The organism is Streptomyces sp. NPDC030143, assembly GCF_055573695.1.
In genome coordinates, this window is the sequence record NZ_JBVIAY010000030.1 from 11178 (window position 1) to 31847 (window position 20670).

A 20670-nucleotide genomic window follows, 5' to 3' on the forward strand; every position below is an offset into this window, starting at 1 on the left:
TGTCGGGTGGCGACGGTGGTACGTCGGCCGCGGGCCGGCTGCGGCCGATCGCGCGGTCCCGCGTGCCCCGGTGAGGCGGAGGTCGGTATGACGGGTGGTCGCGGCATCGGACATCTGGTGTGCGGGCGGCGGGCGAAGTGGCTCGTGCTGGCGCTGTGGCTCGTGCTGCTGTTCCTGACGGCGCCGTTCGCGCAGAAGCTCACCGACGCCCAGGACAACGACGCTGCCTCCTGGCTGCCGGGCTCCGCGGAGTCCACGCAGGTCCTGGAGATCTCGCAGGACTTCCGGCCGGAGCAGATCCCGGCGGTCGTCGTCTACGCCCGCGACGACGGGCTGACGGCCCGGGACCGGGCGCAGATCGCCGAGGACGCCGCCGGGCTGGGGCAGCTGACCGACCACGGCATCCGGGGCGCGGAGACCCGCGGCCCGGTGTACGACCGGCCGGCCGACCCCCGGGCCGCGCAGATCTACGTGCCGATCACGATGGACGAGAAGGGCTGGGAGCGGATCGGGCCGGCGGTCGACTCGATGCGTGAGGTCGTCGGCGAGGGCGGTTCCGGCCTGGCCGTGCACATCACCGGCCCCGGCGGCACCTCCGCGGACTTCGCCGAGGCCTTCGAGGGCATCGACTCGACCCTGCTGCTGTCGGCGATGGCGGTCGTCGTCGTTATGCTGCTGATCACCTACCGCAGCCCGACCCTGCTGGTGGTGCCGCTGCTGGCCGTGATCGCCGCGCTGTTCACCTCGCAGGCGGTGGTCTACTTCCTGGCGGAACACGCGGGTCTGACGGTCAACGGGCAGAGCGCCGGCATCCTCACCGTGCTGGTCTTCGGCGCGGGCACGGACTACGCGCTGCTCCTGGTCGCCCGTTACCGCGAGGAGCTGCGCCGCCACGAGGACCGGCACGAGGCGATGGCCCTGGCCCTGCACCGGGCGGGCCCGGCGGTGCTGGCCTCCGGAGCGACCGTCGTGCTGAGCATGCTGGTGCTGATGGCCGCGGAGATGAACTCCACCAGGGGCCTGGGCCCGGTCGCCGCGATCGGCGTCGCCGTGGCCCTGCTGGCGATGACGACTCTCTTCCCCGCGTTGCTGGTGATCTTCGGGCGCTGGATCTTCTGGCCGGTGATCCCGCACCACGGCACGCCCGATCCGACGGAACGCGGGCTGTGGGCGCGCATGGGCCACCGCATCGCCGGTCGGCCCCGCATGACCTGGGCGGTGACCGCGCTGGTGCTGGCGGTCTGCTCGCTGGGCCTGATCCAGTTGCGCGCCGAGGGCATCGGCAACGCGGACGCGTTCACCGGGAAACCGGACTCGATCACCGGCCAGGAGGTGTCCGAGCGGTACTTCCCGGCGGGCAGCGGAGATCCCCTCGTGATCGTCTCCGGTCAGGCGCAGGCCCGGCAGGTGGGCGAGGCGGTCGCCGCGGCCGAGGGCGTCGTGCCGACCTCCCTCGGCCTGCCCCCGGGTGCGAAACCCGTGCACGACGGACAGGTGCTGTTCGAGGCGACCCTGAGCGACCCGGCGGACAGCGAGGCCGCGAAGGAGACCGTGGACCGGGTCCGCGACGCCGTCCACGCGGTGCCGGACGCCGACGCCAAAGTGGGCGGCGGTACAGCGGCCCTGCTGGACATGGACCGGGCGACCACGCACGACAACGTGCTGATCATTCCGCTGGTCCTGCTCGTCGTCCTGATGATCCTGTGCGTGCTGCTGCGGGCGCTGATCGCGCCCCTGCTGCTGATCGGAACGGTGATCCTGTCGTTCACGGCCGCCCTGGGGATCAGCGCCCTGGCCTTCCGCCACCTCTTCGACTACGCGGGCGAGTCGACGGACTTCCCGCTGTTCGTCTTCGTCTTCCTGGTGGCCCTGGGCATCGACTACAACATCTTCCTGACCACCCGCATCCGCGAGGAGGCGGCCCGCCGGGGCACCCGCCCGGGCGTGGTGACGGGCCTGGCGGCCACGGGCGCGGTCATCACCTCGGCGGGCCTGGTCCTGGCCGGGACGTTCGCCGCCCTCGGCACCCTGCCCATGGTGGCCTTCGCCGAGATCGGCTTCGCGGTCGCCCTCGGTGTCCTCCTGGACACCTTCGTGGTGCGGTCGGTGCTGGTCACGGCGTTGTTCCTGGACGTGGGCCCGAAGGTGTGGTGGCCGCACCGGCTGGCCCGCGGGGACGGCGGGCCGACGGCGCGTGCGCAGGAGCGGCCGGAGGTCAGCCGGTCCGTCGAATGACCGCCAGATACATCGCGTCGGTCCCGTGCAGATGCGGCCACAGCTGCACGTCGGGTCCCTCGCCGAGAGCCGGGACGCCCGGGAGCAGGGGCCTGGCGTCGACCAGCTCGGTCTCCGGGTGCTGCTTGAGCACGTCGGCGACGACGGCCCGGGTCTCGGCGAGGTGCGGCGAGCAGGTGGCGTATCCGACGACGCCCCCGACCCGCACGGACTCCAGCGCGGTCCGCAGCAGCCCGCGCTGCAACGGCGCGAACCCCTCCAGGTCCTCCGGACGGCGCCGCCAGCGCGCCTCGGGCCGCCGCCGCAACGCGCCCAGCCCGGTGCAGGGCACGTCCATCAGGACGCGGTCGAAGACCCCGGGCCGCCACGGCGGACGGGTGCCGTCGGCGGCGATGACCTGGTAGGGCCCGGGGTTGCCGTCCAGGGCCCTGGCGACCAGCCCCGCCCGGTGCGGCTGCTTCTCGGAGGCGAGGAGGGACGCCCCGCGCTCGGCGGCCAGGGCGGCGAGCAGCGCGGCCTTGCCGCCGGGCCCGGCGCACCCGTCGAGCCACTTCTCGTCCGGCCCCTCCAGCGGTGCGTTGGCGAGAGCGAGCGCGACGAGCTGACTCCCCTCGTCCTGCACGCCGGCGCGCCCCTCCCGCACGGCGTCGACGGCCCCGGGCTCCCCGCCCTCGGTGAGCCGCACGGCGTACGGCGACCAGCGCCCGGGGACGGCGGCCTCCTCGCGCAGCAGCTCGTCGGTCGTGGCCCGCCCGGGCCGGGCGACCAGGGTCACCTCGGGCCGCTCGTTGTCGGCCTCCAGCAGGTCCTCGATACCGGCCCGTCCGCCGCCGAGCGAGTCCCACAGGGCGGAGACGACCCAGCGCGGATGCGAGTGGACGACGGCGAGATGGTCCTCGGGATCGTCGTCGTAGGGCGGCGCGACCTGCTCCAGCCAGCCGTCGAGATCGTGCCGGGCGACCTTGCGCAGCACGGCGTTGACGAACTTGGCGCGTCCGTCGCCGAGCACCACGCGCGCCAGCTCGACGGAGGCGGAGACGGCGGCGTGCGTCGGGATGCGCGTCCCGAGCAGTTGGTGCGCACCGAGGCTCAGCACATCCAGCACCGGCGGGTCGACCTCCCGCAGCGGCCGGTCGACACAGGCGGCGATGACGGCGTCGTACGTCCCCTGCCGCCGCAGCGTCCCGTACACCAGCTCGGTGGCGAGCGCGGCGTCCCGTGCGTCGAAGTCCCCGCCCTCACGGGCCTTGCGCAGCAGCGGCGGCAGCACGAGGTTCGCGTACGCGTCCCGCTCGTCCACGGCCCGCAACGCCTCGAAGGCGAGGATGCGGACGGGGTCCTTCTTGGGCCGACGGTAGGGCTTGCCGGTGCTGCGGGGCTGGTCGCTCACGAAAAAGGTGCTCCGGATTGCGGGAAGGGGGAATCCCGTGAAGGGGACGACGCACCCAGCCTACGTCGCGGGCGCGGGCCCCCGTGCAGGACCGTTAGGCCCCGACGCGCTCGCCGTCCGCGATGCGCACCCCGCGCGCCCAGTCCGCCGCCCGCATCGGCTTCTTGCCCTGCGCCTGCACCCACAGCAGCTCGACGGCGTAGGACCCGGTGCCGACGTGGACGCTGTTCTTGCCGACGGCGAGCGTGCCCGGGGCGAGGTCGTCCCGCCCGGGCACGGCCTGCACCTGGATGAGCTTGAGCCGCTCGCCCCGGAAGGTGGTCCAGGCGCCGGGCGCGGGCGTGCAGCCGCGCACCACGCGGTCGACGCGCAGCGCCGGAGCGCTCCAGTCGACGTGCGCGTGCTCGGCGGTGATCTTCGGCGCGAGGGTGATGCCCTCGGCCGGCTGCGGCACGGCCTTCAGCGCGCCGTCCTCGATCCCGTCCATGGTCGCCGAGAGCAGCCCGGCGCCCGCGAGGGCGAGCCGGGTCAGCAGGTCCCCGCTGGTGTCGGTGGGCCGGATCTCCTCGGTGACCGTCCCGTAGACCGGGCCGGAGTCGAGCCCCTCCTCGATGAGGAAGGTGGAGGCTCCCGTGATCTCGTCCCCCGCCATGATCGAGTGCTGCACGGGCGCCGCCCCCCGCCAGGCGGGCAGCAGCGAGAAGTGCAGGTTGACCCAGCCGTGGGCCGGGATGTCGAGGGCGGCCCTGGGCAGCAGGGCCCCGTAGGCGACGACGGGGCAGCAGTCCGGGGCGATCTCCTCGAGCCGCTCGAGGAACTCCGGGTCGCGCGGCCGGGCCGGCTTCAGCACCTCGATGCCCGCCTCCTCGGCCCGCTGGCCCACGGGAGACGCGACGAGCCTGCGCCCCCGCCCCGCCGGCGCGTCGGGCCGCGTGACGACAGCGGCCACCTCGTGCCGCCCGGAGGCGATCAGGACGTCCAGAGCGGGAACGGCGACCTCGGGGGTACCGGCGAAGACGAGCTTCATGGGTGGGTGCGGCCTCTCGGACGGGACGGACGACGAGCGACGCACAAGTCTATGACCTCGCGTGCTCCCCGCCGACGGCACGCACACGGGGGGGGGCGGGACGTCCGTCTCCGCCCGACCGGAGCGGGCGGTGCGCGGGGACGGGACGAACACGGCGAGGGCCGGAGGGCGAGCCGCGCGCACCCACCCGCCGGGGGCGTACGCATATGCCCATACGCCCCCACACCGTGACCCCCGGAGAGAACCCGCGTTGGTCAAGAACGAGTTGACTTTCCCACTCTTCAACGCCGGTTCGAGAGGCTTGTTCATGGCCGACCACGCAACCCACGACGCCCAGGCCCGGGCCAGCCTGCACTTGCTGGTGCGGGACATCGAGCGGGTCCGCCGGCAGGTGGACGCGCTGCGCACCCTCACCGCCCAGTTGGGCAACGTCTACCGCCCGCGCCACTCCGGCCCGTCCACGGGCTTCGTCGTCTACGGACGCGCCCCCGCCCCCACGGTCCGCCTCGCCCAGGAACTGCGGGACAGCGTCGAGACCCTGGTCACCGCGGCGGTGGACTTCGACCGCTCGCTCGGTTTCTCGTGGGACGCGGTGGGTTCCGCCCTCGGTGTCACCAAGCAGGCCGTCCACCGCCGTTACGGCGCCCGCCGCGCCGCTCCGCAGACGGCCGCGGAGCCCGAGCGGGCGCAGGAACCGTCGGGCACCCGGACCGTCAACGTGGGCACCCTCCCGGCCGTGCCGACCGTGCCCGCCGCCCGCTCGATGCCCACCCAGCCGACGGCCGGCAGCACCTCCCTGCGCGACGAGGCCCGGCCGACGGCCTTCCCCGGCCCGCGCAACGGCTGACCCACCGCGCCACCCCCCACTCCTGTGCCCTCTCGGCCCCGTCTTCCCGGCACGCCCCGAGAGGGCAGCCGCAGGAGGCGAGCACCGGCGCCGCACCCCGTCGGGCCGCCCCCTCACCCGATGTCCGGCGGATCGATCCGCACCCACACCGCCGACGCCGCCCCTCCCCCGCCCGGCCCCCCGCCTCCGCGCGCCATCCGGGCGGCCTGCGCGGACTTGAGCGCGGAGGCCAGCGCGGCCCCCCTCCCCGGCGGCACGCGGACCAGTGCCCGCTCCCACTGCTCGCCCGGAGGCGGCGCCCCCGGCCTACGAGGCCGCCCCGCGGGGGTGACCGGCAGGGGAACGGGCCCCAGCACCTCGGCCTCCCGGGGCAGCTCCACGGCCGCCAGGAACACGGCCACCGCCTCGACGGGTCCGGTCACCGCGGCCATCCGCGACACGGGCGGAAAGCCCAGTTCCGCCCGCTCGGCGAGCTCCCGCACGGCATGCCCGACGGGGTCCCACCGCACCAGCGCCTGCACCGGGCGCAGGGTCGGTTCGGCGACGACGACCACCGTGCCGCCGTCGGCCTGCGGCCGGACCAGCGAGGAGGCCGCCATCCACCGCCGCAGCGCGTCCTCCCCGGCCCGCAGGTCGGGCCGGCCGAGCATCGCCCAGCCGTCCAGGAGCAGCGCCGCCGCGTACCCGCCCTCGGCGACGGGCTCGGCCCCCGGTGTGCTCACCACCAGCGCGGGCGCCCCCGGCACGGTGTCCAGCACATGCTCCCGCCCGGAGGTGCGCACGGGGACGGCGGGGAACGCCCGCCCCAGCTCCTCCGCGGTCCGCCGCGCACCGACCACCTGCGCCCGCAGCCGGAACGACCCGCACTCGGGGCAGTGCCAGGCGCCTTCCTCGCGCCCGCACCAGCCGCACGACAGCGCCCCGCCGTCCCGCGCCTCCAACGGCCCGGAACAGTGCCGGCACCGCGCCGGCGCCCGGCACTGGGCGCACGCCATCCGGGGCACGTAGCCCCGCCGGGGCACCTGCACGAGCACGGGTCCGTGGCGCAGGCCCTCACGGACCGCCTGCCAGGCGAGCGTGGGCAGCCGGGCGGCCCGGGCGGCCTCGTCCCGCGCGAGGTCCTGGTCTCCCACGGTCCGCACGAGCGGAGCCGTGCGCCGCACCTGTTCCCGCGCCGCGACCAGCGGCCGCGCCCATCCGCTCTCGACGAGCTGCGCGCCCTCCACGGTGCAGCTCCAACCGCCCATCAGGAAGCCGCACTTGTGCTGGGCGGCGCGCAACAGCAGTACATCCCGGGCATGGGGCTGCGGCGCGTGCTGCTCACTGTGGCTGTCGTCCCCGTCGTCCCACAGCGCGACCAGTCCGAGGTCGCGCACCGGTGCGAACATCGCGGCCCGTGTCCCGACCACGGCCCGCACCGAGCCCCGCCGCACTGCCAGCCACTCCCGGTACCGCTTCTCGGGTCCGGCGTCGGCGGTGAGCAGTGCGTGCCGCCCCTCCCCCAGCACGGCGGTCAGTGCCGCGTCGACCCGCGCGGCGGCCCGTCCGTCCGGTACGACGACGACGGCACCGCGCCCCGAGGCGAGCGCGGCGGCGACGGCCCGGGCGAGTTCGTCACTCCACCGAGGGCCGGGCAGCGCGTTCCACACGGCGCGCGGCGAGCCCCCCGAGGCCAGCGACTCCAGGAACGCGGCCCCCTGCTCGTACCGCGCCCAGGAGCCGGCCGCCGGTGCCTCCGGCGGGGGCAGCGGCGCAGGCGAGGGCCGCTGTTCGGCCCGTGCGTTGCGCGGCGGCACGGCCAGTTGCAGCACGTCCGCGAGGCTTCCCGCGTACCGGTCGGCGACGGCCCGGGCCAGCCCCAGCAGTTCCTCGCCGAGCACGGGCTCGGGGGACACCACCTGCGCCAGGGCGGCGAGCGGCCCGGAGTAGTCCGACTCGGCGAGCCGGGCGACGAGAAACCCGTCGATGAGCCCGCCGCCCTCGCGACGGCCCTCGCGCACCCGCCCGCGCCCGGCACCGAACCGGACGCGCACCCGCACCCCCGGCTGCGCGTCGGCGTCCAACTCGGCCGGCACCGCGTAGTCGAAGTACCGGTCGAGGTGCAGCACGCCCTTGTCGACGAGCACCCGCGCGACCGGCAACTCCTCGGCCAGCGCAGCCCCCCGCCAGGTCCGCGGCTTCGCCCGGGGCACCTTGGCCCGGCGCACGCTCTCCCGGATGAGCGCGAGCTGCTCCGGCGGCGCCCCGTCCCCGGCCGCGCCCCCGGTCCCCTGCCCGTTCTCGCTGCTCACGCTTGCATTCTTACCAAACCGCACTGACAACGACCCCACCGACGACGTTCCCCACCGCCGTCCTGTCCGGTCCGGCGCAGGACGGCGCGCGGAGCGCCCGCGCCCACCGGCTGGTCCGGCTCCCGGACAGCACCGAGGCCCGGCGCCCCCGAAGGGGTACCGGGCCTCGCCGGGTCCCCGGGGACCGTGGCCGTGGCGGACCGACGTCCGTGAGGGGCCGGCGTCCGTGGAGGACCTGTCGTGTGAGGGGCCTACAGCCCCGCCGCCTGCCGCAGCGCGTCCACGCGGTCCGTGCGCTCCCACGTGAAGTCGGGCAGCTCACGGCCGAAGTGGCCGTACGCGGCGGTCTGGGCGTAGATCGGGCGGAGCAGGTCGAGGTCGCGGATGATCGCGGCCGGACGCAGGTCGAAGACCTCGTCGATGGCCTTCTCGATCTTCTCGGGCTCGACCTTGTGGGTGCCGAAGGTCTCGACGAACAGACCCACCGGCTCGGCCTTGCCGATCGCGTACGCGACCTGGACCTCGCAGCGCGCGGCCAGGCCGGCGGCGACCACGTTCTTGGCGACCCAGCGCATCGCGTAGGCGGCGGAGCGGTCGACCTTGGACGGGTCCTTGCCCGAGAAGGCACCGCCGCCGTGGCGGGCGAAGCCGCCGTACGTGTCGATGATGATCTTGCGGCCGGTGAGGCCGGCGTCGCCCATCGGGCCGCCGATCTCGAAGCGGCCGGTCGGGTTGACCAGCAGGCGGTAGTTCTCGGTGTCGAGCTTGATGCCCTCGTCCAGGAGCGCCTTCAGCTCCGGCTCCACGACGAACTCGCGGATGTCGGGGGCGAGCAGGGACTCCAGGTCGATGTCGCTGGCGTGCTGCGAGGAGACGACGACCGTGTCCAGCCGGACCGCCTTGTCGCCGTCGTACTCGATGGTGACCTGGGTCTTGCCGTCGGGGCGCAGGTAGGGGATGGTCCCGTTCTTGCGGACGTCCGACAGGCGCTTGGACAGGCGGTGCGCCAGGAAGATGGGCAGCGGCATGAGGGTCGGCGTCTCGTCGGAGGCGTAGCCGAACATCAGGCCCTGGTCGCCGGCGCCCTGCCGGTCCAGCTCGTCGTCGTCGCCCTCGACCCGGGACTCGTAGGCCGTGTCCACACCCTGCGCGATGTCCGGGGACTGCGCGCCGATCGACACCGACACGCCGCAGGAGGCGCCGTCGAAGCCCTTCTTGGAGGAGTCGTAGCCGATCTCGAGGATCTTCTCCCGGACCAGCTGCGGGATCGGCGCGTAAGCCTTGGTCGTGACCTCACCGGCCACGTGCACCAGACCGGTCGTGATCAGGGTCTCGACGGCGACCCGGGACGTGGGGTCCTCGCGGAGCAACGCGTCGAGAATGGTGTCGCTGATCTGGTCAGCGATCTTGTCGGGGTGACCCTCGGTCACGGACTCCGAAGTGAACAGGCGACGGGACACAACGCTCCCTGGGGTTGCAGCGGCTGCTGGCTGATCATTGGCGGACGCGCCGGGGGCTGCGCCCGGAGTCGTCCGGGAACAGTTTATCGGTCGCGCTCGACCACCGGCCCACCTGTCTCGCCTCTCGGGAGCGCTGTGACCTGCGGCACAGGCATTCTGCCGAATGCCGAGCACCGTTGGCCAGGGGCGCCACGCCCCGATCGGGCGATGTTCAGGGGACGGCGAAGCGCATCAAACATTCACCGCAGGCGTCGCGTCACCAGGTCCCACACGGTTTCGGCCAGGGCTTCCTTGGGCCCGTACGGTACGGGGGTCTCGCTGCCGTCGGCGCCCAGGACGACGGCCTCGTTCTCCTCCGAGCCGAAGGTCTTGCGCTCCCCCACCTCGTTCACCACCAGCAGGTCGCAGCCCTTGCGCTCCAGTTTCGCGCGGCCGTTGGCCAGCACGTCGTCGGTCTCGGCGGCGAAGCCGACGACGACCTGGCCGGGGCGGGCGCGCTCGGTGGAAATCTCCGCGAGAATGTCCGGATTTCGCACGAGGACGACGGGCTCCGGCTCCTGCCCGTCCTTCTTCTTTATCTTGCCGGCCGCGTAGGCCGCCGGGCGGAAGTCGGCGACGGCGGCCGCCATGACGATCGCGTCGGCGTCGGCGGCGGCCTTCAGGACCGCCTCGCGGAGCTGCACGGCCGTACCGACCTGGACGACGTCGACGCTGGCCGGGTCGGGCAGGCCGGTGTTGGCCGCCACCAGGGTGACGCGGGCGCCGCGGGCGGCGGCGGTGCGGGCGAGGGCGTAGCCCTGCTTGCCGGAGGAACGGTTGCCGAGGAAGCGGACGGGGTCGAGGGGCTCGCGGGTGCCGCCGGCACTGACGACGACGTGCCGGCCGGTGAGGTCGGGCTCGCGCACGCCCCGGGCCAGGACGCGGCGGCAGACCTCGAAGATCTCGGCCGGGTCGGGCAGCCGTCCCTTGCCGGTGTCGACGCCGGTGAGACGGCCGACGGCCGGTTCGACGACGACGGCCCCGCGGCGCCGCAGCGTCGCCACGTTCTCCTGGGTGGCCGGGTGCTCCCACATCTCCGTGTGCATGGCGGGCGCGAAGACGACCGGGCAGCGGGCGGTGAGCAGGGTGTTGGTGAGGAGGTCGTCGGCGAGGCCGTGGGCGGCCTTGGCGAGCATGTCGGCGGTGGCGGGGGCGACGACGACCAGGTCGGCGTGCTGGCCGATGCGGACGTGCGGGACCTCGTGGACGTCGTCCCAGACCTGTGTGGAGACCGGGTTGCCGGAGAGGGCGGACCAGGTCGCGGCGCCGACGAAGTGCAGGGCGGAGGCGGTGGGCACCACCCGCACGTCGTGGCCGGACTCCGTCAGTCTGCGCAGCAGCTCACAGGCCTTGTAGGCGGCGATGCCGCCACTGACCCCCAGAACGACCTTCGGCTTGTCCACCGTCTCTCCCCGGACCTCGGCAGGCGTACGCCAGGGCTCCCGGCGTACGTTCCCATCACACACCACAGGCCCGGCAGTCGCGCTGCCGGGCCTGTGGAGAAACCAACTGCAAGCCGAAAATACTACTGAGCCGGGCCCTCGATGGCCTCGGACGTGAGCAGCCCCGCGTTGATCTCGCGGAGCGCGATCGAGAGCGGCTTCTCGTGGACGTGCGTGTCGACGAGCGGACCGACGTACTCGAGGAGGCCCTCGCCGAGCTGCGAGTAGTACGCGTTGATCTGGCGGGCCCGCTTGGCCGCGTAGATCACGAGGCTGTACTTCGAGTCGGTGGCCTCGAGGAGCTCGTCGATCGGCGGGTTGATGATGCCCTCGGGCGCGGAGATGGAAGAGGACACGCTCTACCTTCCGATGGATGGGAAAAGATCGGTCGTGATCACAACACGCGTGATCACACAACATCCATCAAGGCTAGCAGCTCACGCGCCACATCCTCGACGGAGGTGTTGACCAGGGTCTCGTCGAACTCCGGCTCGGCCGCGAGTTCGACCTTCGCCGCGTCCAGCCGGCGGGCGATCACCTCGGGCGGCTCTGTGCCGCGTCCGGTGAGTCTGCGCACGAGCTCCTCCCAGGAGGGAGGGGCCAGGAACACCAGCTGGGCCTCGGGCATCGACTCCCGGACCTGGCGCGCGCCCTGCAGGTCGATCTCCAGAAGCACGGGCTCGCCCGCCTCCAGTCGCTCCAGCACGGCGGCTCGGGGAGTGCCGTACCGGTTGCCGGCGAACTCGGCCCACTCCAGCAGCTCGCCGTTGGCGATCAGCTTGTCCATCTCGTCGTCGGTGACGAAGAAGTAGTGGACTCCGTGCTGCTCGCCCGGGCGGGGCTTGCGGGTCGTCGCCGACACCGAGAGCCAGACCTCGGGGTGTTCCTTGCGCATATGGGCGACGACCGTGCTCTTGCCGACCCCGGAGGGGCCGGAGAGCACGGTCAGCCGCGGACGTTCACTCATGCAGCGATTATTCCAGTTGTCCCGCAGTGCCCGGGACTCAGCGTCCGGAGCACCTGGGACTCACTTGGCGGTGTCGCCGAACTCACGCTCCAGAGAGGCGATCTGGTTGGAGCCGAGACCGCGCACACGACGGCTCTCGGAGATGCCGAGTCGCTCCATGATCTGCTTGGCGCGGACCTTGCCCACGCCCGGCAGCGACTCGAGCAGGGCGGAGACCTTCATCTTGCCGATGACGTCGTTTTCCTGACCCTGCTTGATGACCTCGTGAAGGGAGGCGCCGGAGTGCTTGAGTCGATTCTTGACCTCGGCCCGCTCCCGGCGAGCCGCGGCGGCCTTTTCGAGCGCGGCTGCGCGCTGTTCGGGGGTAAGGGGCGGAAGAGCCACGCCTACGTCACCTCGGATGTCGAACTGTCGGATACGGACCGGTGAGGAACCTAGTCGCCCCACACCTGAGGAGCCACGAGCAACACGCTTGCCCGTTCACTCTCCGTCGGAGACTAGCGGCCAACTCCGCCAGAGTCAGCGAGAACAGAGGAAAAGTCCTGGTCAGCCTCCGCCAGGACGGGCATTTAAGACATAATGCCCCGGATTTGAGGATGTATCCAGGCTCAAGTCGGCCCGGGGCCGTCCGCCGAAGCCCCCGGTCGGACGGCCGGGGCCACCTCAGACCGCCGCTACGGCGGTCCTGACCTCGTCTCCGAACCTGTTCGCGGCGTCACGCAGAGCGACCGCGTCGGGACCGTGGCGCAACACTCCGCGGCTGACGTTCGGCACGACGTTGCGCGCGGCCGACCCGAAGACCCGGGGCAGGTCCGCCGGGGTCGCCCCCTGAGCGCCGACGCCGGGCGCGAGAAGCGGCCCGTTGATGTCGAGGTCGTAGGTCGACAGGTCGCCCAGCGTGGCGCCGACGACCGCGCCGAAGGAGCCGAGCGGCTCCTCGCCGGTGTTCTCGGCGGCCAGGTGCGCCAGCATCGTCGCGCCGACGTCGCGCCCGTCCGCGCGCACGGCGTGCTGGACCTCACCGCCCTCCGGGTTGGAGGTCAGCGCCAGCACGAACAGCCCCGCGCCGCTCTCCCGCGCCAGCGCCACGGCCGGCGAGAGCGACCCGTAACCGAGGTACGGCGAGACGGTCAGCGCGTCGGAGAACAACGGGGCGTCCCTGTGGAGGAAGGACTCGGCGTACGCGGCCATGGTCGAGCCGATGTCGCCGCGCTTGGCGTCCATCACGACCAGCGCACCGGCCGCCCTCGCCTCCCGCACGGACCGCTCCAGGACGGCCACCCCGCGCGAGCCGAAGCGCTCGAAGAAGGCGCTCTGCGGCTTCAGCACGGCCACGTGCTCGGCCACCGCCTCGACGACCGTGCGGCTGAACCGCTCCAGACCGGCCACGTCGTCGTTCAGCCCCCACTCCAGGAGCAGGGAGGCGTGCGGGTCGATGCCGACGCACAGCGGGCCGCGTTCGTCCATGGCGCGGCGCAGACGGGCTCCGAAGGGCTCCAGGGTCATGCCGTCCTCCTCACGTCGGCGCCGACCGCCTCGGCCAGCGTGGCGTACGGGCTGGTGCGCAGGCGTGCCACGAGCCCCTTGTGGACGGCGCGGCCCCAGAAGGGCCCCCGGTAGATGAAGGCGCTGTAGCCCTGGACCAGCGTGGCACCGGCCAGAATGCGCTGCCAGACGTCCTCGGCGTCCTCGACGCCGCCCACGCCCACGAGGGTGATGCGGTCGCCCACGCGCGCGTAGAGGCGCCGCAGCACCTCCAGGGAGCGTGCCTTAAGCGGCGCGCCGGAGAGCCCGCCGGTCTCCTTCACCAGCGAGGGCGAGGAGGTCAGGCCGAGCCCGTCACGGGCGATCGTCGTGTTGGTGGCGATGATCCCGTCCAGGCCGAGCTCCACCGCCAGGTCGGCCACCGCGTCCACGTCCTCGTCGGCGAGGTCGGGGGCGATCTTCACCAGCAGCGGGACCCGGCGGTTGGTCACCGTGCGGTCGGCGGCCTCGCGCACGGCGGTCAGCAGCGGCCGCAGCGCCTCGGTCGCCTGCAGGTTGCGCAGGCCGGGGGTGTTCGGCGAGGAGACGTTCACGACGAGGTAGTCGGCGTACGGCGCGAGGCGCTCGGCCGACTTCACGTAGTCGAGGACGGCCGACTCCTCCGGTACGGCCTTGGTCTTGCCGATGTTCACGCCCACGACGGTCTTGAACACCGCCTCGCGGGAGGCCAGCCGCGCGGCGACCGCCAGCGAGCCCTCGTTGTTGAAGCCCATGCGGTTGATCAGCGCCCGGTCCCCGACCAGGCGGAACAGCCGCTTGCCGGGGTTGCCGGGCTGTGCCTCGCCGGTGACCGTGCCGATCTCGACGTGGTCGAAGCCCAGCATCGCCATGCCGTCGACGGCGACGGCGTTCTTGTCGAAGCCGGCGGCGAGCCCGAAGGGGCCGTGCATCCGCAGCCCGAAGGCCTCGGTGCGCAGTTCCTTGAAGCGGGGGGCGAGGGCCGCCGCGAGGAAGGTGCGCAGCACCGGGATGCGGGCGGCGAGACGGATCCAGCGGAAGGCGAGGTGGTGGGCCTTCTCGGGGTCCATCCGTCGGAAAACCAGACGGAAGAGGATTTCGTACATGTCCCAGGTCTTCTCATGAAGAGGGGGACACCGTTTCCGGTGTCCCCCTCGTCGGCTGCTAGTCGCGGGCCGCGGTCAGGTGTTCCGCGTGTTCCTGGAGCGAGCGGACGCCCACGTCACCGTGGTTGAGGGCGTCGATGCCCTGGACGGCGGCGGCGAGCGCCTGGACCGTCGTCAGGCAGGGCACGGACCGCGCCACGGCCGCCGTGCGGATGTCGTAGCCGTCGAGGCGGCCGCCGGTGCCGTACGGGGTGTTGACGATGAGGTCGACCTCGCCGTCGTGGATGAGCTGGACGATGGTCTTCTCGCCGTTCGGGCCGGTGCCCTCGGACTGCTTGCGCACGACGGTGGCGTTGATGCCGTTGCGCCGGAGCACCTCGGCCGTGCCCGAGGTGGCGAGCAGCTCGAAGCCGTGGCCGACCAGTTCACGCGCCGGGAAGATCATCGACCGCTTGTCGCGGTTGGCGACGGAGATGAACGCGCGGCCCTTGGTGGGCAGCGGGCCGTAGGCGCCGGCCTGCGACTTGGCGTACGCCGTGCCGAAGACGGAGTCGATGCCCATGACCTCGCCCGTGGAGCGCATCTCCGGGCCGAGGACGGTGTCGACGCCCCGTCCCGAGGTGTCCCGGAAGCGGCTCCAGGGCATCACGGCCTCCTTGACGGAGATCGGCGCGTCCAGCGGCAGCTCGCCGCCGTCGCCGGTGGCCGGGAGCAGCCCCTCGGCCCGCAGCTCGGCGACGGTCGCGCCCAGGGAGATCCGGGCGGCGGCCTTCGCCAGCGGCACCGCGGTCGCCTTCGACGTGAAGGGGACCGTGCGGGAGGCGCGCGGGTTGGCCTCCAGGACGTAGAGGATGTCGCCTGCCATCGCGAACTGGATGTTGATCAGGCCACGCACCCCGACGCCCTTGGCGATCGCCTCCGTGGAGGCCCGCAGGCGCTTGATGTCGAAGCCGCCGAGGGTGATCGGGGGCAGGGCGCACGCCGAGTCGCCGGAGTGGATGCCGGCCTCCTCGATGTGCTCCATGACACCGCCGAGGTACAGCTCCTCGCCGTCGTAGAGGGCGTCGACGTCGATCTCGATGGCGTCGTCGAGGAAGCGGTCGACGAGAACCGGCCGGGTGGGGCTGATCTCGGTCGATTCGGCGATGTAGGAGGACAGCCGCGCCTCGTCGTAGACGATCTCCATGCCGCGGCCGCCGAGGACGTACGACGGCCGCACCAGGACCGGGTAGCCGATCTCGTCGGCGATGGCCTTGGCCTCGGCGAAGGTGGTGGCCGTGCCGTGCTTGGGGGCCGGCAGTCCCGCCTCGGCGAGCACGCGCCCGAAGGCTCCCCGGTCCTCGGCCGCGTGGATGGCCTCGGGCGGGGTGCCGACGATCGGCACGCCGTTGTCCTTGAGCGCCTGCGCGAGCCCCAGCGGGGTCTGCCCGCCGAGCTGGACGACGACACCGGCGATCGGGCCGGCCTGCGCCTCGGCGTGGACGATCTCCAGCACGTCCTCGAGCGTCAGCGGCTCGAAGTACAGGCGGTCGGAGGTGTCGTAGTCGGTGGAGACGGTCTCCGGGTTGCAGTTGACCATCACGGTCTCGTACCCGGCGTCGGACAGCGCGAAGGAGGCGTGGACGCAGGAGTAGTCGAACTCGATGCCCTGGCCGATGCGGTTGGGGCCGGAGCCCAGGATGATGACGGCCGGCTTCTCGCGCGCGGCGACCTCGCTCTCCTCGTCGTAGGAGGAGTAGAAGTACGGCGTCTTCGCGGCGAACTCGGCGGCGCAGGTGTCGACCGTCTTGTAGACCGGGCGGACGCCGAGCGCGTGCCGCACCTCGCGGACGACCTCCTCGCGCATCCCGCGGATCTCGGCGATCTGCTGGTCGGAGAAGCCGTGCCGCTTGGCCTCGGCGAGCAGTTCGGCGGTCAGCTCCGGCGCCTCGGCCAGCTCGTCGGCGATCTCCTTGATCAGGAAGAGCTGGTCGACGAACCAGGGGTCGATCTTCGTGAACGCGAAGATTTCGTCGGGTGTGGCGCCCGCGCGGATGGCCTGCATGACGGTGTTGATCCGGCCGTCGGTGGGCCGCACGGACTCCGCGAGCAGCGCGTCCTTGTCACCGGGCTCGCCGACGAACGTGAACTGGCTGCCCTTCTTCTCCAGCGAGCGCAGCGCCTTCTGGAAGGCCTCGGTGAAGTTGCGGCCGATGGCCATGGCCTCGCCGACCGACTTCATGGTCGTCGTCAGCGTGGAGTCGGCGCTCGGGAACTTCTCGAAGGCGAACCGGGGCGCCTTCACGACCACGTAGTCGAGCGTGGGCTCGAAGGAGGCCGGGGTCTCCTGCGTGATGTCGTTGGGGATCTCGTCGAGGGTGTAGCCGACGGCGAGCTTGGCGGCGATCTTGGCGATCGGGAAGCCGGTCGCCTTGGAGGCCAGCGCCGAGGAACGCGACACACGCGGGTTCATCTCGATGACGATCACCCGACCGTCCTCGGGGTTCACCGCGAACTGGATGTTGCAGCCGCCGGTGTCCACGCCGACCTCGCGGATCACGGCGATGCCGACGTCCCGCAGGATCTGGTACTCGCGGTCGGTGAGCGTCATGGCCGGGGCGACGGTGATCGAGTCGCCGGTGTGGACGCCCATCGGGTCGAAGTTCTCGATGGAGCAGACGACCACGACGTTGTCGTGCTTGTCGCGCATCAGCTCCAGCTCGTACTCCTTCCAGCCGAGGATGGACTCCTCCAGGAGCACCTCGGTGGTCGGGGAGAGCGTGAGGCCCTGGCCGGCGATGCGGCGCAGTTCCTCCTCGTCGTGGGCGAAGCCGGAGCCTGCGCCGCCCATGGTGAAGGACGGGCGGACGACGACCGGGTAGCCGCCGAGTCCGTCGACGCCGGCGAGCACCTCGTCCATGGTGTGGCAGATGACCGAGCGGGCGGACTCGCCGTGCCCGATCTTGCGGCGGACCTCCTCCACGACCTCCTTGAACCGGTCGCGGTCCTCGCCCTTGTGAATGGCCTCGACGTTGGCGCCGATCAGCTCGACGCCGTACTTCTCCAGGGCGCCGTTCTCGTGCAGCGAGATGGCCGTGTTGAGGGCCGTCTGGCCGCCCAGGGTGGGCAGCAGCGCGTCGGGGCGCTCCTTGGCGATGATCTTCTCGACGAACTCCGGGGTGATCGGCTCGACGTAGGTGGCGTCGGCGATCTCCGGGTCGGTCATGATCGTGGCCGGGTTGGAGTTCACCAGCACGACCCGCAGCCCCTCGGACTTCAGGACGCGGCACGCCTGGGTGCCGGAGTAGTCGAACTCGGCGGCCTGGCCGATGACGATCGGGCCGGAGCCGATGACCAGGACGGACTGGATATCGGTGCGCTTAGGCACGCTGGCCCTCCATCAGGGATACGAAGCGGTCGAACAGGTAGGCGGCGTCGTGGGGGCCGGCGGCCGCTTCGGGGTGGTACTGGACGGAGAAGGCCGGCTGGTCGAGCAGCCGCAGCCCCTCCACGACGTCGTCGTTGAGGCAGACGTGGGAGACCTCGGCGCGGCCGAACTCGGTGTCGCTGACCTTGTCGAGCGGCGCGTCCACGGCGAACCCGTGGTTGTGCGCGGTGACCTCGACCTTGCCGGTCGTACGGTCCTGGACCGGCTGGTTGATGCCGCGGTGGCCGTACTTCAGCTTGTAGGTGCCGAAGCCGAGGGCGCGGCCGAGGATCTGGTTGCCGAAGCAGATGCCGAACAGGGGGGTCTTCCGCCGCAGCACCTCGGTCATCAGCGCGACGGGGCCGTCGGCGGTGGCCGGGTCGCCCGGGCCGTTGGAGAAGAACACGCCGTCGGGGTCCAGGGCGTACACCTCCTCGGCCGTGGCCGTGGCCGGAAGGACGTGCACCTCGATGCCGCGCTCGGCCATGCGGTGCGGGGTCATGCCCTTGATGCCGAGGTCGATCGCGGCGACGGTGAAGCGCTTCTCGCCGACCGCCGGGACGACGTACGCGTCCTGGGTGGCGACCTCCTCGTAGAGGCTCGCGCCCTTCATGTGCGGCTGGGCCTGCACGCGCGCGAGGAGCTCGGACTCGGCGGCGACGGCCTCGCCCGAGAAGATGCCGGCGCGCATGGAGCCGCGCTCGCGCAGGTGGCGGGTGAGGGCGCGGGTGTCGATGCCGCTGATGCCCACGACCTCCTGGGCGACCAGTTCGTCGTCGAGGGAGCGCTTGGCGCGCCAGTTGGAGGGCACGCGCGCGGGGTCGCGCACGACGTAGCCGGAGACCCAGATGCGGCGGGACTCGTCGTCCTCGTCGTTCCAGCCGGTGTTGCCGATCTGCGGGGCGGTCGCGACGACGATCTGGCGGTCGTACGACGGGTCGGTGAGGGTCTCCTGGTAGCCGGTCATTCCGGTGGAGAACACCGCTTCGCCGAAGGTCTCCCCCACGGCCCCGTAGGCGCGGCCGTGGAAGACCCGGCCGTCCTCCAGGACGAGTACGGCGGGAACCTTGGCGGTTCCCCTGGTGGAGGTGGTCATCGTGCGCCTTCCGTTTCCGTCTGAGATTGCGTCTTCTTGATCATGGAGTTGACGACGTCGACCCACTCGGCGTGCTCGGCCGCGGTGTCCGAGCGGAACCCGGAGTCGATCAGCTTGTCGCCGTGCGCCCAGGTGACCACGACCAGTCCGCCCTCGGTGAGGACCTTGCCGGCGATGCCCTTGTCGAGCCGGGCCTCGCGCAGTGCGTCGGCCGGGACGAAGAAGTCGCTCGCGCCGGGGCGTACGACGTCCAGTCCCGCGTCCGTCAGGGTGAGCTCGACCCGGCTGCGGGTGCCCAGGCCGTGCGCCACGATGCGGTCGAGCCACTGTCCGGCGGTGGTGGAGCCGTGGTAGCGGCCGCTCATCGTCAGTCTCGCCGCACCGGGCTCGGACGGCGCGGTGGGCAGCTCGGGCAGGTCGCCCTGGAGCGTGCCGCGCCACTTCCAGCCCTCGCGCATCAGCCAGTAGACGAACGTGACGAACAGGGCGAGGCCGACGACCCAGCCGATCCGGGCGGCCCAGTCGGTCACTTCGGCCGATTCCTTCTCGGCCGCCAGCAGGATTACAGGTGTCACGTGAGCTTCCCGTCGACGAGCGTGGCCGTGCCCCGCAGCCACGTGTGCGTCACACGGCCCGGCAGCTCACGCCCCTCGTACGGGGTGTTCCGGCTGCGCGAGGCGAAGCCCGCGGGGTCCACCGACCCACGGTATGCCGAGTCGACGAGCGTGAGGTTGGCGGGCTCACCTGCCGAGACGGGACGTCCATGGCCCCTGGCCCGCCCGATCCGCGCGGGCGTGAAGGACATGCGGTCGGCGACCCCGGCCCAGTCGAGGAGCCCGGTCTCCACCATCGTCTCCTGGACCACCGACAACGCGGTCTCCAGGCCAACCATGCCCATGGCGGCCGCGGCCCACTCGCAGTCCTTGTCCTCGTGCGGGTGCGGGGCGTGGTCGGTGGCCACGATGTCGATCGTGCCGTCGGCCAGCGCCTCGCGCAGGGCGCGCACGTCGCGCTCGGTGCGCAGCGGCGGGTTGACCTTGTAGACCGGGTTGTAGGTGCGCACCAGCTCGTCGGTGAGGAGCAGGTGGTGCGGGGTGACCTCGGCGGTGACCTGGATGCCGCGCGACTTGGCCCAGCGGACGATCTCGACCGAGCCGGCGGTCGACAGGTGGCAGATGTGGACGCGGGAGCCGACGTGCTCGGCGAGCAGGACGTCCCGGGCGATGATCGACTCCTCGGCCACCGCGGGCCAGCCGCCCAGGCCCAGCTGCGCCGAGACGATCCCCTCGTTCATCTGGGCACCCTCGGTCAGCCGCGGCTCCTGCGCGTGCTGGGCGACCACCCCGCCGAAGGCCTTCACGTACTCCAGGGCGCGCCGCATGATCACGGCGTCGTCGACGCACTTGCCGTCGTCGGAGAAGACGGTGACGCCGGCGGCCGACTCGTGCATGGCCCCCAGCTCGGCGAGCTTCCTGCCCTCCAGGCCGACGGTGACGGCGCCGATGGGCTGCACGTCGCAGTAGCCGTGCTCCCGGCCCAGTCGCCAGACCTGCTCGACGACTCCGGCCGTGTCGGCGACGGGGAAGGTGTTGGCCATGGCGAAGACGGCGGTGTAGCCGCCGGAGGCGGCCGCGCGGGTGCCCGTCAGGACGGTCTCGGAGTCCTCGCGGCCCGGCTCGCGCAGATGGGTGTGCAGGTCGACCAGGCCCGGCAGCAGCACCTTGCCGTCGGCCTCGACGACCTGGGCGCCGTCCTGCGGCAGGCCGGTCCCGACGGCCTCGATGATCTCGCCGTCGATCAGCACGTCCTGCGGCTCACCGCCGAGAACCTTCGCACCACGGATCAGGATCTTGCTCATGGT

16 protein-coding genes are annotated in these 20670 nt (G+C 72.4%); 2 read left to right on the forward strand and 14 right to left on the reverse strand.

Going from position 1 to position 20670, the window contains the following annotated elements; translation table 11 throughout:
• The first annotated feature begins 87 nt into the window (after window positions 1–87).
• Complete coding sequence (locus tag ACZ4YY_RS33175) at window positions 88–2235, forward strand: MMPL family transporter (RefSeq protein ID WP_468298684.1); 2148 nt, start codon at window positions 88–90, stop codon at window positions 2233–2235.
• On the opposite strand, the gene ACZ4YY_RS33180 is transcribed toward ACZ4YY_RS33175, so the two are convergent.
• On the reverse strand, window positions 2216–3625 hold the full coding sequence (locus tag ACZ4YY_RS33180) for an RsmB/NOP family class I SAM-dependent RNA methyltransferase (protein WP_468298686.1): 1410 nt from the start codon (window positions 3623–3625) through the stop codon (window positions 2216–2218). The genes ACZ4YY_RS33175 and ACZ4YY_RS33180 overlap by 20 nt on opposite strands.
• A gap of 94 nt (window positions 3626–3719) precedes the next feature.
• Window positions 3720–4652 carry a methionyl-tRNA formyltransferase gene (fmt, locus tag ACZ4YY_RS33185; protein WP_468298687.1) on the reverse strand — a complete coding sequence of 311 codons (933 nt, stop codon included), beginning with the start codon at window positions 4650–4652 and terminating at the stop codon, window positions 3720–3722.
• A gap of 307 nt (window positions 4653–4959) precedes the next feature.
• Here fmt and ACZ4YY_RS33190 point away from each other — a divergent pair, with 307 nt between their 5' ends.
• Window positions 4960–5499: a hypothetical protein gene (locus ACZ4YY_RS33190; RefSeq protein ID WP_468298688.1), complete on the forward strand. Its 540-nt coding sequence runs from the start codon at window positions 4960–4962 to the stop codon at window positions 5497–5499.
• A 113-nt stretch (window positions 5500–5612) separates the two neighbouring features.
• On the opposite strand, the gene ACZ4YY_RS33195 is transcribed toward ACZ4YY_RS33190, so the two are convergent.
• The 12 genes from ACZ4YY_RS33195 to ACZ4YY_RS33250 form a co-directional block, all read right to left on the reverse strand.
• Window positions 5613–7790 carry a primosomal protein N' gene (locus ACZ4YY_RS33195; protein WP_468298689.1) on the reverse strand — a complete coding sequence of 726 codons (2178 nt, stop codon included), beginning with the start codon at window positions 7788–7790 and terminating at the stop codon, window positions 5613–5615.
• A gap of 251 nt (window positions 7791–8041) precedes the next feature.
• Window positions 8042–9250 (reverse strand): methionine adenosyltransferase, encoded by a 1209-nt coding sequence (metK, locus tag ACZ4YY_RS33200; RefSeq protein ID WP_468298690.1) that lies wholly within the window; start codon window positions 9248–9250, stop codon window positions 8042–8044.
• Between the two features lie 239 nt (window positions 9251–9489).
• Window positions 9490–10692 (reverse strand): bifunctional phosphopantothenoylcysteine decarboxylase/phosphopantothenate--cysteine ligase CoaBC, encoded by a 1203-nt coding sequence (coaBC, locus tag ACZ4YY_RS33205; RefSeq protein WP_468298691.1) that lies wholly within the window; start codon window positions 10690–10692, stop codon window positions 9490–9492.
• Between the two features lie 122 nt (window positions 10693–10814).
• Entirely contained in the window at window positions 10815–11087 is a 273-nt protein-coding gene (gene rpoZ / locus ACZ4YY_RS33210) for a DNA-directed RNA polymerase subunit omega (RefSeq protein WP_003977348.1), read from the reverse strand.
• A 53-nt stretch (window positions 11088–11140) separates the two neighbouring features.
• Window positions 11141–11698, reverse strand: a complete 558-nt coding sequence (gene gmk, locus ACZ4YY_RS33215; protein WP_391647024.1) for a guanylate kinase — start codon at window positions 11696–11698, stop codon at window positions 11141–11143.
• A gap of 60 nt (window positions 11699–11758) precedes the next feature.
• The gene (locus ACZ4YY_RS33220; RefSeq protein ID WP_189936491.1) at window positions 11759–12082 is read right to left on the reverse strand and encodes an integration host factor; all 324 of its coding nucleotides are present in this window, start codon (window positions 12080–12082) and stop codon (window positions 11759–11761) included.
• A gap of 279 nt (window positions 12083–12361) precedes the next feature.
• Window positions 12362–13204: an orotidine-5'-phosphate decarboxylase gene (gene pyrF / locus ACZ4YY_RS33225; protein ID WP_468298692.1), complete on the reverse strand. Its 843-nt coding sequence runs from the start codon at window positions 13202–13204 to the stop codon at window positions 12362–12364.
• Window positions 13201–14307: a quinone-dependent dihydroorotate dehydrogenase gene (locus ACZ4YY_RS33230; protein WP_468298693.1), complete on the reverse strand. Its 1107-nt coding sequence runs from the start codon at window positions 14305–14307 to the stop codon at window positions 13201–13203. The genes pyrF and ACZ4YY_RS33230 overlap by 4 nt, the downstream gene beginning before the upstream one ends.
• A gap of 58 nt (window positions 14308–14365) precedes the next feature.
• Window positions 14366–17674 carry a carbamoyl-phosphate synthase large subunit gene (carB, locus tag ACZ4YY_RS33235; RefSeq protein WP_468298694.1) on the reverse strand — a complete coding sequence of 1103 codons (3309 nt, stop codon included), beginning with the start codon at window positions 17672–17674 and terminating at the stop codon, window positions 14366–14368.
• Window positions 17667–18809 (reverse strand): glutamine-hydrolyzing carbamoyl-phosphate synthase small subunit, encoded by a 1143-nt coding sequence (gene carA, locus ACZ4YY_RS33240; RefSeq protein WP_468298695.1) that lies wholly within the window; start codon window positions 18807–18809, stop codon window positions 17667–17669. The genes carB and carA overlap by 8 nt, the downstream gene beginning before the upstream one ends.
• A complete protein-coding gene (locus ACZ4YY_RS33245) occupies window positions 18806–19384 on the reverse strand; it encodes a PH-like domain-containing protein (RefSeq protein ID WP_468298696.1) in 579 nt (192 codons plus the stop codon). The genes carA and ACZ4YY_RS33245 overlap by 4 nt, the downstream gene beginning before the upstream one ends.
• A complete protein-coding gene (locus tag ACZ4YY_RS33250; RefSeq protein ID WP_468298697.1) occupies window positions 19381–20667 on the reverse strand; it encodes a dihydroorotase in 1287 nt (428 codons plus the stop codon). Before ACZ4YY_RS33250 ends, ACZ4YY_RS33245 begins: the two co-directional genes overlap by 4 nt.
• Window positions 20668–20670: the final 3 nt, after the last annotated feature.

Coding starts and splice junctions, on each gene's coding strand:
- ACZ4YY_RS33175 (WP_468298684.1), top strand. CDS start 88: ATGACGGGTGGTCGCGGCATCGGACATCTGGTGTGCGGGCGGCGGGCG.
- fmt (WP_468298687.1), bottom strand. CDS start 4,652: ATGAAGCTCGTCTTCGCCGGTACCCCCGAGGTCGCCGTTCCCGCTCTG.
- ACZ4YY_RS33190 (WP_468298688.1), top strand. CDS start 4,960: ATGGCCGACCACGCAACCCACGACGCCCAGGCCCGGGCCAGCCTGCAC.
- carA (WP_468298695.1), bottom strand. CDS start 18,809: ATGACCACCTCCACCAGGGGAACCGCCAAGGTTCCCGCCGTACTCGTC.
- gmk (WP_391647024.1), bottom strand. CDS start 11,698: ATGAGTGAACGTCCGCGGCTGACCGTGCTCTCCGGCCCCTCCGGGGTC.
- pyrF (WP_468298692.1), bottom strand. CDS start 13,204: ATGACCCTGGAGCCCTTCGGAGCCCGTCTGCGCCGCGCCATGGACGAA.
- ACZ4YY_RS33250 (WP_468298697.1), bottom strand. CDS start 20,667: ATGAGCAAGATCCTGATCCGTGGTGCGAAGGTTCTCGGCGGTGAGCCG.
- ACZ4YY_RS33230 (WP_468298693.1), bottom strand. CDS start 14,307: ATGTACGAAATCCTCTTCCGTCTGGTTTTCCGACGGATGGACCCCGAG.